We start from the raw sequence: 13,102 nt of genomic DNA on the forward strand, positions 1-13,102 counted from the left end.
CGATGCGATTATTGTTGTTGCATCGCAGAGAAAATTTTATCTTTTATTTCTTTTCCTCTCAGTATAGGGGAATCTTGATTATTTTCAATCCGTTTTTTCTTACGTTCGAGACGTTTAAAGGCATGTGTTGCATTCCACATAATCAACCAGGCAATAATACTCACCGAATAAAATGGAATCAAACCTTGTATTAACAACATAATGTAAGCACCAATACCTAGAGCAATAGCAGATGATAACAAGGCAAGCGGGTTGGCCAAAGCGAATAGAATCGTGGATTTATAGTATCCCATTAGCGGGCCCTTATAATGAACATATAAAGGAAACAAGAATAGGACAAGTAACGCAAAAATGATAACCGTGATATACCAAAACACAGATATAATCGTATGTTCAACTCCAGAAACTTGACCTAAATATTGATAGTTAAAGAAAATAATATAACCCATAACCACAAGTGGATAACCTAAAAGGTTAGCACGTAAAAATTCTTTTTTATACGTTTCAAAAAACGTTTGGATAATCGGGTGATCAGGCTCGTTCATCAGCCATTTACGCATCACTGTATATAAACTGACAGTAGCCGGAAATACACCGAATACAATAAGCCCTAAAACAGAAAAAACGAGCCATAATATATTTACGTAAGCCAATCGCCAAATCCATTCTAGCGTTCGATAGAATCGAGTCGATACAAAACCATAGTTATTATCCATAAGATCGTCTCCTTTATAACCACGCTTCAAGTAACTTAATGGCTGCTTCTTGATGTGGTGATGTTTGTGCAACCGCAGCAACTAAACCGTCTTCAGTTGTGAGTCCCGTGTCTTTAGAAAATTGCTGCTCTTCTGTTAATTCAATCATATATAAATGTTCATCTGTTTCATCTTCATTTTCCATCGTATATTGTTCGATAACATGTGAATCTACATCGTCTTTTAATACGTCAAGTGACGCAAGGCCATATGGGTCCAATAGAGCTTGATCTAAAAAGCGATCCACAACATATAAATCTACTTCTTTATCAATTAACTCAATAGTTAATCTGTCAAAATTAGCCATGGACAATGTGACATTAACTGTGACACCATCATCCATTTCACTTTCTAATAGATCTTCTACATACTCTTGCATCTGCTCCTCATAATGAGGTGCAACACTCGTTAAAAATAAAATTTCTAATACATCAGGATCGTGATTCCCTTCTTGTGCATTCGTTACACAACCCGTTAAAAATAAAATGCTTGTTAATAACAAGACAATCGCACGTTTCATATCGTTCACCTTCCTAAATTGACAAAACTACGTCATGATATAAGCGAAAAACGGCTGAATATACCAAATAACAATTGTATAGACGACAAAATAAACAACGATCAACGTTAAATGTGCTTTAGATGACCGATTTTTTTGTTTTAACTGGCGATACCTAGAAATGGTAACACTTGTAATCGCGATCCCTAAGAGCAAATGCAAGAGGTCTCGTTGCTCCGTAAAAAAATAATACTGTAAAACAAGCAAGTAAACGATCAAAACAGCAAATACGAGTTTACGATCTGTTTGCATAGGTCAAAACCCCCTCACACACAATAATTTTTCTATTCTTATTGTACTACTATAACACGAAATGAAGCGCTTCCAAGCAAGAGAAAATAAAGGAGTTATTTTAAAAAATATAGGTGCAAATTTAAGCGAAAAATAGCTCCTCATACAATCTATAGTTTTTGCACTAAAACCTATAGATCATCCCCTATAATTTAAGCGCTTTCTTTTGTAATATGAAGATGATAACTTGTGTAAGATCTGAAGGGTTTAGTCCGTCACAATCGCAAGCTAAAACATGAATAATCACATTTAGAAGGAACGTTCGTCATCTACATATTTCTACAATATGAAACCCATCCTTACCAAGTTTAGACGATCGTTAATAACTTCTTATCAAAAGGGAGCGATGAAATGAAGCAAGGTGCATATGAAACAGGTCACTACCGAAATCTTTTCACAGAGTTTGACATCGATCCAAAATTAGTTGATGAAAAAGTTCAAAAAACTTGGGATCAACTTTTCACCAACCAATACCCTGACTATCAGATTTATTTTGAAACAGACGATGGCATGGGCTATATGGTTGATACTGGTAATGATGACGTGCGAACTGAAGGGCAATCATATGGCATGATGATGGCTGTTCAAATGGATCAACAGGAAGTGTTCGATCGAATTTGGAAATGGTCGAAAACTTACATGTATATGGACGAAGGTATACATAAAGGGTATTTCGCTTGGTCTTGTGCATTAGATGGAACGAAGAATGCTCACGGGCCTGCACCTGATGGTGAAGAGTACTTTGCGATGGCACTCTTTTTCGCGTCCAATCGTTGGGGAGATAAAGAAGCTCCATTTGATTATTCAAAACAAGCAAAAGCTCTCCTTCATGATTGTGTCCATAAAGGCGAAAACAATGACGGGCACCCTATGTGGGAACCGAGTAATCATTTAATCAAATTTGTTCCCGAAGTGGATTTTTCAGACCCGTCTTATCACATCCCACATTTCTATGAATTATTTGCAGAGTGGGCGAATCCTGAAGATCATGACTTTTGGAAAAAAGCAGCCGAAGCAAGCCGTGATTATATTCGACTAGCTGCCCATAATGAAACGGGTCTTTCTCCGGAGTATGCATTTTACAACGGGGAACCTAACCATATAAGAGGTTTTGGTGATTTCTTCAGTGATTCTTATCGAGTAGTTTGTAATGTGGGGCTTGATTATGAATGGTTCAGACGATCGAATACACCAACAGAAGTAAATGAAAAGGTACAAGCCTTCTTCAAAGACATACCTGTTGAGGATTATCGTCGTTATACAGTTGATGGGAAACCTTTTGAAGAAAAATCGCTTCACCCAATCGGTTTACTTGCTTCACTCGCGATGGCTTCACTTGCAACAACAGGTGAGCTTCAGAAGCATTATGTAGAAAAGTTCTGGAACACACCTCTTAGAACGGGTGAGAGACGTTATTATGATAATTGTTTATATTTCTTCAGCTTACTATCATTAGCTGGAAAATTTAAAATATGGAAATAAATAATGGAGGTTATGACTATGAAAATTCAAAATCCAATTCTTACTGGCTTTAACCCTGATCCAAGCATTTGTCGAGCAGGTGATGATTATTACATTGCTACTTCTACATTCGAGTGGTTTCCAGGTGTCAGCATTCATCACTCAAAAGACTTAAAAAATTGGGAACTTGTATCCCGCCCATTGAACAGAAAATCAATGTTAGATATGAAAGGAAACCCTAATTCTGGAGGTGTATGGGCACCTCAAATTTCTTATCATGATGGGTTATTCTGGTTGATTTACTCAGATATTAAAGTAACAGATGGACAGTGGAAAGATGCGCATAACTACTTAACAACTTGTGAAACAATAGATGGTGAGTGGTCAGAACCGATTCATATGAATAGTTCTGGATTCGATCCATCACTATTCCACGATCCGAATACAGGTAAAAAACATTTTGTCAATATGGTATGGGATCACCGCCAAGGTCATCACAACTTTTACGGAATTGTCCTGCAAGAGTATGACCACGACAAACGTAAACTTGTAGGTGAAGAAAAGATCATCTTTAAAGGAACAGATGTTAAATTAACAGAAGCACCTCACCTTTACTACATGAATGGTTATTATTACTTGCTAACAGCTGAAGGTGGTACGAAATTCGATCACCAAGCAACCATTGCTCGGTCTAAACAAATCGACGGGCCATACGAGGTACATCCAGATAACCCAGTGATCTCATCATGGGCTCACCCTCGTATTACCTTACAAAAAGCAGGACATGGCTCTTTTGTTAAAACACAAACTGACGAATGGTTCTTTGTTCACTTAACAGGACGTGTACTACCAAAAGAATCAGAACCATTACTCGACCCACGTGGTTTCTGTCCACTTGGACGTGAAACAGCGATTCAACAAGTTGAATGGCATAACGATTGGCCGTATATCGTTGGCGGAAACTATCCACAAGATGAGATAGAAGGCCCTAACATCGACGAACAACCTGTTCAACAAAAACCTGTTAAAGATGATTTTGATAGCGAAACGTTATCTCTTGATTTCCAATCACTTAGAATTCCATTAGGTGAAGATATTGTATCGCTTAAAGAAAGACCAGGACATTTACGCTTATATGGACGTGAATCATTAACGTCACTATTTACACAAGCTTTAATCGCAAGACGTTGGCAAGATTTCCAGTTTACTGCTGAAACAAAAGTTGAATTTGATCCAAAACACTTCCAACAAGCTGCAGGTATGGTCAACTACTACAACACTGAAAACTGGACTTACTTGAATGTGACACACCACGAAGAAAAAGGTCGTGTCCTAGACATCATGGTTCTTGATAACGAAGACTTCTCTCAACCTTTAAAGGATCAAGAAGTCGTTTTACCTCAAGATGGAAGTGCTGTTTACTTACGTGTTGAGGTAGACTATAACACGTATCAATACAGCTATAGTTTAGACGGAAAGACTTGGAACGAAATTGGTCCAGTATTTGAATCGTACAAACTATCAGATGATTATATTAAAGGCGGCGGATTCTTTACTGGTGCATTCGTCGGAATGGCAGCACAAGATACATCTGTTAAGAAACAACCAGCTGACTTTGATTACTTTATCTATGATCCAAAAGCTTAATCGTTAAATTTACCAAATAAGAATATTTTGTTATCCCCCCAAAATAACAATATAGAAAAGACCGTCTCTTAAATTTAAGAGACGGTCTTTGTTTATTGTAAAATTTGTTGTCTGTAACGTGATGGTGTATTCCCTTCAATTTTTTCAAATTGAGTGACGAAATAGTCTGGACTTCCGAACCCAACAGCTTCTGCTACTTCATAAATACGCAGGTCTGTTTGTCTTAAGATTTGTTTTGCTTTATCAATTCTTACCTTTAATAAATAATCTTTAAAATAAATGCCATATGTCTTTTTAAATAATTGTCCTAAATAAACAGGGTTCATATAAAATTGATTAGCAATTTTCTTCAATGTCAAATTTTCATCATAATGTTGGTTAATAAATCGTTTAACTTTATAAATATCTCCTTGATACACTTCTTTATTAAGGCGAGCGAGAAGCGTACTTGCTTGAATTGCATAATTTAATATAATGGCTTGAAGTTCCTCAAGTGTCTTTTTCGGTGAAAATTGATTCACAATTGAATCAAGTTCTGTCATTAATGCGTTATGACCAACTAAATGATGTATTGTCGTCTCAAGTTCTTTTTCCAGTTGAAACATAAAGATCTTGATAACATCAATGGGTGCAGCAATACGCCTTACATCTTCTGAGAATTTTTTAACCTGTTCAGAAATAGCTTCATGATTATTCTCTTCAATCTTTTCTAATAAGCGACGTATATGTTCATGATCGAGTGATTCATTACGATCAACCGCTGATGCCACTTTTTCACTATACATAAGTGGTTCATCACCGAGCTGACAAAACCGACGCTCACTTGTTAAAAGTGCCGTCTCATAAGAAGCAATTAAACCTTCCACGCCTTTTTTTATATCACCTGCAAACAGAAAGAGGGTACGACTCAGTTCTTGTTCAAGATAACTTTTTAATCGTGATAAAAACCAAGGCATTTCATTAATTTGTTTTGGTAAATGATTTTCTTGAAAGACAACGCCGAATCCATCTCGTTCAAAGGGATGCATGAAGATAAATTGATCGCCAATGAAGTTTGTAATCGCTCTTGATAGCTCTTCATCCATGCGATCACTGATTAGTCCGTCTCGAAATTCAATCATCACATAGCATGATCGTTTCTTAAATCCACCAATTAATGTGTTAGCCTCAGCCTCAGTTGGTTTTTCGCCTTCAACGATTAAACGTTGATACATACTAAAATTCATAATACGCTGACTAGCTTGTTCTTCATGTCGTTCTTTTTCAATTAGTGGACTTAATTCAACAAATACAGCTTCCAATTCTTTTTTGTCAACAGGCTTCAAAATAAAATCCGTTACCCCTAAGCGAACAGCACGTTGCGCATATTCAAAGTCACTATAACCACTGACAACAACAAATTTTGGTACTTTATCAGCTTTTTGTTTAACACGGTCAATTAATTCTAATCCATCGTAAACAGGCATTCTAATATCGGTTAAAACAACATCAGGTTCTTCTTTTAATATGACCTCTAAGGCATCTTCGCCATTGCTCGCTTCTCCCACAACTTCATAATTGATTTTATCCCAATCAATTAATGCAATAATACCCTTTCGGACAAATTGCTCGTCATCAACTAGTACAACTCGATTCATGATAAACCCCCTCTTCATTGTAAGCGTTATCATTAATAGCGAATAAATAGCCGCTTACCCATTCATAGTAAACAGCTATTTATTCAACTAACTTTTAAGAAGCATTTGACTTAATTTAATCATTAAACAAAGAAAAAGTCAAGGTCATGTTGATTAGGAGTTATTTTACATCTGTCAAACTCTATAGTTAATGAAGTGTAAACTATAGATTTTACCTCACATACAGCGCTTACATTTTAGTAAACTCATAGTATATTCCGCTGAAGGAGTGACGTTTTATGAGCGTACTGGTTAAAGATGTGACCGACTATTTACTAGCTGATATAGATTTGCCAATAGATACAGTCGATACATTACAATTTGGCGATTCTTCGCAGTCTGTCTCAAAAATTGCGATTTGTTTCATGCCGACTTATGAAGTGTTGGAAGAAACGATCAATTTAGGAGCTAACTTTCTTATTTCACATGAGGCGCTTTTTTATCACCATACAGACACCAAAATTTTTGCATATGATCCCATTGTTCAGACCAAACAAGATCTAATTAAAGAATCTGGACTTAATGTATTTCGTTTACATGATGCTATTCATAAAATGGAACCTGACATGATTACTCAATCGATCGTTCAATCACTTGAGTGGGAGGAAGCCATTATTGAGCGATTACCCGTTGCAACCATTATCGGTGGTGTTGATTTAAGTGTAGAAAGTGTATTGAAACACATTAAGAAGAAGTTAAATATTGATTCCGTCAGATATAGCGGACACTTAGATCAAAATTGTCAAAGAATCGGTATCTTTGTCGGATATCGTGGAGGAAGTCAACAAACACTCCCTTTGATCTCAAAATATGATTTAGACCTTGTCATTTATGGAGAAGGTCCAGAATGGGAAACGCCTGAATATGTTCGAGATGCGAGCTATGTCGGTGAAAATCGAGCGCTTATTTCAATTGGGCATATGGAAAGTGAAGTGCCAGGGATGATCACTCTCAAGGAACGATTAAAAAAGCAATTTCCACACACCCCTATACACTTTATCGATCATCCGACTTGTTTAAAAACGTTTTAACTAGTACTATTTTAGGTAGTTTCACGAATATGAATAAAGGAAGATGACATCTTGAAAATACCTAGCGCAATCGTTATGGATCTTGACGGAACCTTATTAACAGACGATAAACGTATCCCTAAAAAGACAATTGATATTTTAAAAGAATTGAAAGAACAAGGTATATTGCTCATATTTGCAACAGCTAGACCACCTAGAATTACTCGATTTGAGAATATTCAATTACATGAATTAGGGCTCATTATTTATTACAACGGCGCTTTATTCAATTGCCCGAGCACACAACAACTTATCCATTACCCAGTTGAAAGTGATGTCGTTGAACAAGTGGTGAGTCATTGCTTAACGCTTAACCCAAACGCCGACATTAGCTTAGAAGTAAAAGATCGTTGGTATAGTTTTAAAGACCTTGATTATCAAGACCTTATGCACATTGACTTTCATCCCGAAGTTATTGACTATGAAAATCTGATCTCACTTGATGCAACTAAAATATTAGTTACAGACTTCTCAGATAAAGAACGGCTTGTAAAACCATTTCAAGATCAACTTAACATTGTCGTAACCGATGAAGATCGATTAATCCAAATCGCTTCCCAAAAGGCCTCTAAAGAACAAGCGGTTGAACATATATTAAATCAGCACAAACTTGATTTTACTGATGTTGCTTGCTTTGGTGATGACCATAATGACATCGGCTTGTTTGAAATGTGTGGTTATCCAATTGCTCTAAAAAACAGTATTGATCAATTAAAACTATTAGCTAAAGACGTTACCCTCTCCAATAATGAAAACGGAGTTGGTGAGGTGCTTCAAAAATGGCTATGAAACTAAAAGTGCAGATTGAATCTTAATCCATATCAATCAATTTATAAAACACCCGAACAATAAGGGGAGCCCCTTTATAGTCCGGGTGTTTTTATAATTTACTCATTATTTCTCCACTTCTAAATCAATTGACGACACGAGGTTCGAATCGGACATTGTTCACAGAGTGGCTTTGTTTTACAGAACCGCTTAGCATGCTCTACAATCAATGCGTGATATTCGTTATAAATAGACACTTTCTTTGGTAAATGCATCTCAAAAAACTGTTGAATTGCCTCATATTTTTCATCTAAGTCAAATCCGATACGATTAAAAATGCGCTTTGTATAAGCATCAATCACAAAAACATGGCGATTGAATGCATATAATAAAATAGAATCAGCCGTCTCTGAACCAATACCTTTAATATGTAGTAGCTCCTGTCTTAATTCTTTTGTTGATTTGGATGCTAATCGTTTTGGGTCATAGTCATACATTTCATACCAAGATAAAAACGCTCGAATACGCTGCGTCTTCATACGATAAAATCCGCTCGGACGAATCATTGACTCCAGTTCTTGATCGCTCAATTCGTGAATAGCCCTCGGATCTAGATGATCTTTTAATTGGTCAAGTGCTTTTTCCACATTTGTCCATGCCGTGTTTTGAACTAAGATCGCACCGATCATCATTTCAAAAGGAGTATCCGCTGGCCACCAATATTGAGGCCCATATGTCCGGTACAAATTGTGATAAATGCCTTCAATCGTCGGCAACATAAGACCCCCCCTTACCTTTGGCTATGCTCAATTTGAATACGTTCATCAGATTCACGAACCTGTTCGAAATAAAACGTCTCAACTTCATCTTCTTCAATAGCTAATGTTGATAGAACCGCTTCTTTAATACTATTAATCGAACTACTTCCATCCACATCAAGTTCATATAATAATACGTCGATTGCTTCTAAAGACGCTTCATAATCAAGCTCGCTTCCATCTCTTTGTTCAACTTCTGCTTCGTTTTCTAATACATCGTATTCATAAACCATTTCATCACCATTATGGAACTCAATCTCTAATTCGAATTCGAAAATTTGTTGAAGGTCTTCGTCTTCAGGTTGTTCATACTCATAGCTTATAAATGTTCCATTTTCAAACGTTAAATCGAGTTCCAATTCTTCAACATTTTCTGAATCGATTGATAAATAATCAAAAATTCTAGCGTTAACTGCATTTAAATTCATACTAAGGGAAAAATCTAATGTATTCAAAAGGCTCATTACTTCCTCCTCAAGCTCTTCTGCATTGACTTCTCTGCCTTCCACTACATATGATGAACCATTCCATTCGTAAACCCAATCCTGTTCATCACTTAAATCTAATTCCAATTTGTATCCAACTGGGTTTAGCTGTTCAGTATCCGTTACCTCCTCAACGTCCTCTTCTGATTCTTCATCATTAGAAAAAGCTTCTTCTACAGTTTCTTCTGATGTTTCAATTTCTGTATGATCAATAGGTTCTTCTTCTGGAGACGTACAGCCTACTAAAACACTAAAAAATAAAGTCCAAATTATATATTTCATCGCTTTTCTCCCTCTCTCATCCATTCATTTCGATACACTAATCATTCCCTACTCATCTCTTATTTTAACATGATTACACGCTAGCACGCTTTTTTTAGACAAAAAAAATACAAGCGACTGAACGCTTGTATCTTTTACTTGTCTTTTAATAATCACTTGTTGATTGACCGCCTTCAACAATTGCGATTCCAGCACTTGCACCGATTCTCGTTGCCCCAGCATCAATCACAGCTTTAGCCTGCTCAGAATCCCTAACACCACCAGAGGCTTTAACACCAATATCAGGGCCGACTGTTTTTCGCATAAGTGCTACATCTTCAACCGTTGCGCCACCTGTTGAAAAACCAGTTGACGTTTTAACATAGTCTGTACCGGCAGAAACAGCCAGTCGGCATGCACGTTCTTTTTCTTCGTCAGTTAATAGGCTTGTTTCAATGATCACCTTAACAAGTGCATCGTCACCTGCTGCGTCAACAACTGCTTTAATATCAGATTCAACAAGTTCATCATTTTTATCTTTTAATGCTGCAATGTTAATGACCATATCAACTTCTGTCGCGCCGTTTTCAATCGCATTTTTCGTTTCAAATGCTTTTGTCTCTGCTGTTGATGCACCTAGTGGAAATCCAATTACCGTACACACATCAACAGATGAACCTGCTAATTGGTCATTTGCAAAAGCTACCCATGTTGGGTTAACGCAAACTGAATAAAATTCATAGTCTTTCGCTTCCTTACATAGTGTCACAATTTGATCTTTCGTCGTATCCGCTTTTAATGCGGTATGATCGATGTACTGAGCTAAATTTTGAACCATCCTTAATGACCTCCTTATTCTTCTTTTAAATCATCTGACAAGAATGCACCTGGTAATAATTCTTTAGGGCTTGTCAAAAATGTATCACCATTTAAATTGGCTAACACAATAGGCATATCAGCCTCACATAATTCACTAATGACCTGTCTGCACGCACCACACGGTGATACCGGACGATCCGTATCCGCTATGACCGTTAGTGATTCAAACGCGTGAATACCTTGTGCATAAGCGCTGAATAAAGCCGTTCGTTCTGCACAATTACACATGGAATAGGCAGCATTTTCAATGTTACAGCCATGGTATATATCACCATCTACCGTTTTTAATGCAGCACCGACTTTAAATTTGGAGTAAGGTGTATACGCTTTTAATCGTGCTTTTTTCGCTTCTTCAATCATTGGATTTTTTGTCACTTCACATGACCTCCTAAAGATTCAATTCCCCTATATTATGAATCAAGCTGAGCTAAAATTTGTTTTACAAATTGTAAAAATGCGCCTCTTACTTTTTCAGTCGTTTCAATAACTTCTTCGTGATTAAGTGGCTGGTCTAAAATACCAGCTGCCATATTTGAAATACAGGAAATACCTAACACATCAATGCCAACATGACGAGCTACGATCACTTCCGGTACAGTTGACATGCCGACAGCATCTCCTCCAACTTTTTGAAGCATTTTAATTTCAGCTGGCGTTTCATAAGTAGGGCCTGTGTTCCAAACGTACACCCCTTCTTTTAAATCAAGATCTAAATCTTTGGCAACACCACGAGCAAGACGTTGTAAGCCGCGATCATATGCTGTTGACATATCTGGGAACCTGACTCCTTGTGTTGAATCGTTTGGTCCAATTAATGGGTTTTGGCTTGTGTTATTGATGTGGTCAGTGATCAACATTAAATCACCAGGGTTAAACGACTCATTAACACCGCCAGCCGCATTTGTAACGAATAATTTTTGCACGCCTAATTGTTTCATCACACGTACTGGGAATGTAACAGCTTCTAGTCCGTGTCCTTCATAGTAATGGAAACGTCCTTGCATCGCGATCACATCAACACCTTGTAATTTCCCAGTAACAAGTTGACCCGCATGGCCTGCTACTGTCGAAACAGGAAATCCTGGAATTTGATCATATTTAATTTTAACTGGATCTTCAATTTCATCTGCAAGCATACCTAGTCCTGAACCTAAGATTAAACCAACTGTCGGCTTGTTATTTAATTGATATTCAATATACGTCGTTGCTTCATTCAATTGATTACTCATCTTCATATCCTCCTTATTTGTTAACATCGTCTAAAAAACTTGTGCCATAGTCCGGTCGATCAACATCAAAGTTATCTGCTATGGTGGCACCAATATCAGCAAATGTCTTGCGAATTGGTAGTTCTTTTCCTTCTTTTATTGCTTTATGGTGAACGAGAAGTGGCACATATTCACGTGTGTGATCCGTACCGTGATGGATCGGGTCATTACCATGATCAGCTGTAATGATTAATAAATCATCTTCTCGTAATTTATCTAACACTTCTGGCAATCGTTTATCAAATGTTTCTAATGCTTCACCATAGCCTTGTGGATCACGACGGTGTCCATATTTCGCATCAAAATCAACGAGATTTAAGAAATTTAAACCGTGGAAGTCTTTATCCATTGATTGAATGAATTTTTCCATCCCATCATCATTATCGTCTGTTCGAATGGTTTCTGTAACACCTTCACCATCATAAATATCAGAAATCTTACCTAAAGCAACCACATCATAATCTGCATCTTCTAATGCATTCATGACGGTTCGGCCAAATGGTTTTAACGCATAATCATGTCGGTTCGAGGTACGTTCAAAAGCACCTGGCTTGCCAACGAATGGACGTGCGATAATTCGCCCGATCATATATTGATCGTTCATCGTAAAACTACGAATTTTTTCACAGATCTCATAAAGTTCATCAATTGGTACAACATCTTCGTGCGCTGCAATTTGAAGAACAGAGTCAGCTGATGTGTAGACAATTAAGTCTCCTGTTTCCATATGTTTCTCGCCTAATTCATCTAAAATCTCAGTGCCTGAAGCTGGTTTGTTACCTAGAATCCCACGATTTGTTGCTTCTTTAATTTGATCGAGTAAATCATCTGGAAATCCTTCAGGAAATGTTTGAAACGGTTGATCAATATGGAGCCCCATGATCTCCCAATGTCCAGTCATCGTGTCTTTACCGTTCGACGCTTCTTGCATTTTTGTATAATGAGCAAGAGGTTGTTTTGCCTCTTCAATCCCTTTAATGTTTCGAATATTACTTAAGCCTAACTTTCCGATCGTTGGCATATTCAACCCGTTCATATGTTCAGCAATATGCCCTAACGTGTCAGCGCCTTTATCATCAAATTCTGCTGCATCAGGCGCTTCACCAATACCAACTGAATCCATGACAACTAGAAAAATACGTTTGAATGAATTTTGCATGTTTT

14 protein-coding genes are annotated in these 13,102 nt (G+C 37.2%); 4 read left to right on the forward strand and 10 right to left on the reverse strand.

What is annotated here, in order from left to right; all coding sequences use genetic code 11:
• Positions 1–8 precede the first annotated feature (8 nt).
• From BLR62_RS07920 to BLR62_RS07930, 3 genes are read right to left on the reverse strand one after another with little or no spacing between them, the layout of a single operon-like run.
• Entirely contained in the window at positions 9–716 is a 708-nt protein-coding gene (locus BLR62_RS07920; RefSeq protein WP_090795568.1) for a YesL family protein, read from the reverse strand.
• A gap of 13 nt (positions 717–729) precedes the next feature.
• Complete coding sequence (locus BLR62_RS07925) at positions 730–1,275, reverse strand: hypothetical protein (RefSeq protein ID WP_090795570.1); 546 nt, start codon at positions 1,273–1,275, stop codon at positions 730–732.
• Between the two features lie 27 nt (positions 1,276–1,302).
• On the reverse strand, positions 1,303–1,566 hold the full coding sequence (locus BLR62_RS07930; protein ID WP_090795572.1) for a hypothetical protein: 264 nt from the start codon (positions 1,564–1,566) through the stop codon (positions 1,303–1,305).
• Positions 1,567–1,956: 390 nt separating this feature from the next.
• Between BLR62_RS07930 and BLR62_RS07935 the strand changes: the two genes are divergently transcribed.
• Both BLR62_RS07935 and BLR62_RS07940 read left to right on the forward strand, forming a co-directional pair.
• Positions 1,957–3,087 carry a family 8 glycosyl hydrolase gene (locus tag BLR62_RS07935; RefSeq protein WP_090795574.1) on the forward strand — a complete coding sequence of 377 codons (1,131 nt, stop codon included), beginning with the start codon at positions 1,957–1,959 and terminating at the stop codon, positions 3,085–3,087.
• An 18-nt stretch (positions 3,088–3,105) separates the two neighbouring features.
• Positions 3,106–4,713: a glycoside hydrolase family 43 protein gene (locus BLR62_RS07940; protein WP_090795576.1), complete on the forward strand. Its 1,608-nt coding sequence runs from the start codon at positions 3,106–3,108 to the stop codon at positions 4,711–4,713.
• A 92-nt stretch (positions 4,714–4,805) separates the two neighbouring features.
• Here the strand turns inward: BLR62_RS07940 and BLR62_RS07945 are convergent, their stop codons facing one another.
• Positions 4,806–6,350, reverse strand: a complete 1,545-nt coding sequence (locus BLR62_RS07945) for a response regulator transcription factor (RefSeq protein ID WP_090795580.1) — start codon at positions 6,348–6,350, stop codon at positions 4,806–4,808.
• A gap of 278 nt (positions 6,351–6,628) precedes the next feature.
• Between BLR62_RS07945 and BLR62_RS07950 the strand changes: the two genes are divergently transcribed.
• Both BLR62_RS07950 and BLR62_RS07955 read left to right on the forward strand, forming a co-directional pair.
• Entirely contained in the window at positions 6,629–7,420 is a 792-nt protein-coding gene (locus BLR62_RS07950; RefSeq protein WP_090795581.1) for a Nif3-like dinuclear metal center hexameric protein, read from the forward strand.
• Between the two features lie 51 nt (positions 7,421–7,471).
• A complete protein-coding gene (locus tag BLR62_RS07955) occupies positions 7,472–8,248 on the forward strand; it encodes an HAD family hydrolase (RefSeq protein WP_090795584.1) in 777 nt (258 codons plus the stop codon).
• Positions 8,249–8,367: 119 nt separating this feature from the next.
• Here BLR62_RS07955 and BLR62_RS07960 read toward each other — a convergent pair whose 3' ends face one another.
• The 6 genes from BLR62_RS07960 to deoB all read right to left on the reverse strand — a co-directional run bounded on the left by BLR62_RS07960 (position 8,368) and on the right by deoB (position 13,097).
• Positions 8,368–9,006: an endonuclease III domain-containing protein gene (locus BLR62_RS07960; protein ID WP_090795586.1), complete on the reverse strand. Its 639-nt coding sequence runs from the start codon at positions 9,004–9,006 to the stop codon at positions 8,368–8,370.
• A gap of 11 nt (positions 9,007–9,017) precedes the next feature.
• The gene (locus BLR62_RS07965) at positions 9,018–9,812 is read right to left on the reverse strand and encodes a YusW family protein (RefSeq protein WP_090795589.1); all 795 of its coding nucleotides are present in this window, start codon (positions 9,810–9,812) and stop codon (positions 9,018–9,020) included.
• A gap of 145 nt (positions 9,813–9,957) precedes the next feature.
• Complete coding sequence (gene deoC, locus BLR62_RS07970) at positions 9,958–10,629, reverse strand: deoxyribose-phosphate aldolase (RefSeq protein WP_090795591.1); 672 nt, start codon at positions 10,627–10,629, stop codon at positions 9,958–9,960.
• Between the two features lie 14 nt (positions 10,630–10,643).
• Positions 10,644–11,045: a cytidine deaminase gene (gene cdd, locus BLR62_RS07975; protein WP_090795593.1), complete on the reverse strand. Its 402-nt coding sequence runs from the start codon at positions 11,043–11,045 to the stop codon at positions 10,644–10,646.
• A 35-nt stretch (positions 11,046–11,080) separates the two neighbouring features.
• Positions 11,081–11,899, reverse strand: a complete 819-nt coding sequence (locus BLR62_RS07980) for a purine-nucleoside phosphorylase (protein WP_425438870.1) — start codon at positions 11,897–11,899, stop codon at positions 11,081–11,083.
• A 13-nt stretch (positions 11,900–11,912) separates the two neighbouring features.
• Positions 11,913–13,097: a phosphopentomutase gene (gene deoB, locus BLR62_RS07985; RefSeq protein WP_090795599.1), complete on the reverse strand. Its 1,185-nt coding sequence runs from the start codon at positions 13,095–13,097 to the stop codon at positions 11,913–11,915.
• Between the last annotated feature and the right edge of the window lie 5 nt (positions 13,098–13,102).

It is taken from the genome of Pelagirhabdus alkalitolerans (assembly GCF_900096905.1).
In the GTDB taxonomy this organism is placed as follows: Bacteria; Bacillota; Bacilli; order Bacillales; family Amphibacillaceae; genus Pelagirhabdus; species Pelagirhabdus alkalitolerans.

What these genes read in the sequence shown, in the direction of transcription:
- BLR62_RS07980 (WP_425438870.1), bottom strand. Translation starts at nt 11,899, where the DNA reads ATGAGTAATCAATTGAATGAAGCAACGACGTATATTGAATATCAATTA.
- deoB (WP_090795599.1), bottom strand. Translation starts at nt 13,097, where the DNA reads ATGCAAAATTCATTCAAACGTATTTTTCTAGTTGTCATGGATTCAGTT.
- BLR62_RS07925 (WP_090795570.1), bottom strand. Translation starts at nt 1,275, where the DNA reads ATGAAACGTGCGATTGTCTTGTTATTAACAAGCATTTTATTTTTAACG.
- deoC (WP_090795591.1), bottom strand. Translation starts at nt 10,629, where the DNA reads ATGGTTCAAAATTTAGCTCAGTACATCGATCATACCGCATTAAAAGCG.
- BLR62_RS07940 (WP_090795576.1), top strand. Translation starts at nt 3,106, where the DNA reads ATGAAAATTCAAAATCCAATTCTTACTGGCTTTAACCCTGATCCAAGC.
- BLR62_RS07965 (WP_090795589.1), bottom strand. Translation starts at nt 9,812, where the DNA reads ATGAAATATATAATTTGGACTTTATTTTTTAGTGTTTTAGTAGGCTGT.
- BLR62_RS07935 (WP_090795574.1), top strand. Translation starts at nt 1,957, where the DNA reads ATGAAGCAAGGTGCATATGAAACAGGTCACTACCGAAATCTTTTCACA.
- BLR62_RS07960 (WP_090795586.1), bottom strand. Translation starts at nt 9,006, where the DNA reads ATGTTGCCGACGATTGAAGGCATTTATCACAATTTGTACCGGACATAT.
- BLR62_RS07945 (WP_090795580.1), bottom strand. Translation starts at nt 6,350, where the DNA reads ATGAATCGAGTTGTACTAGTTGATGACGAGCAATTTGTCCGAAAGGGT.
- BLR62_RS07950 (WP_090795581.1), top strand. Translation starts at nt 6,629, where the DNA reads ATGAGCGTACTGGTTAAAGATGTGACCGACTATTTACTAGCTGATATA.
- BLR62_RS07930 (WP_090795572.1), bottom strand. Translation starts at nt 1,566, where the DNA reads ATGCAAACAGATCGTAAACTCGTATTTGCTGTTTTGATCGTTTACTTG.
- BLR62_RS07920 (WP_090795568.1), bottom strand. Translation starts at nt 716, where the DNA reads ATGGATAATAACTATGGTTTTGTATCGACTCGATTCTATCGAACGCTA.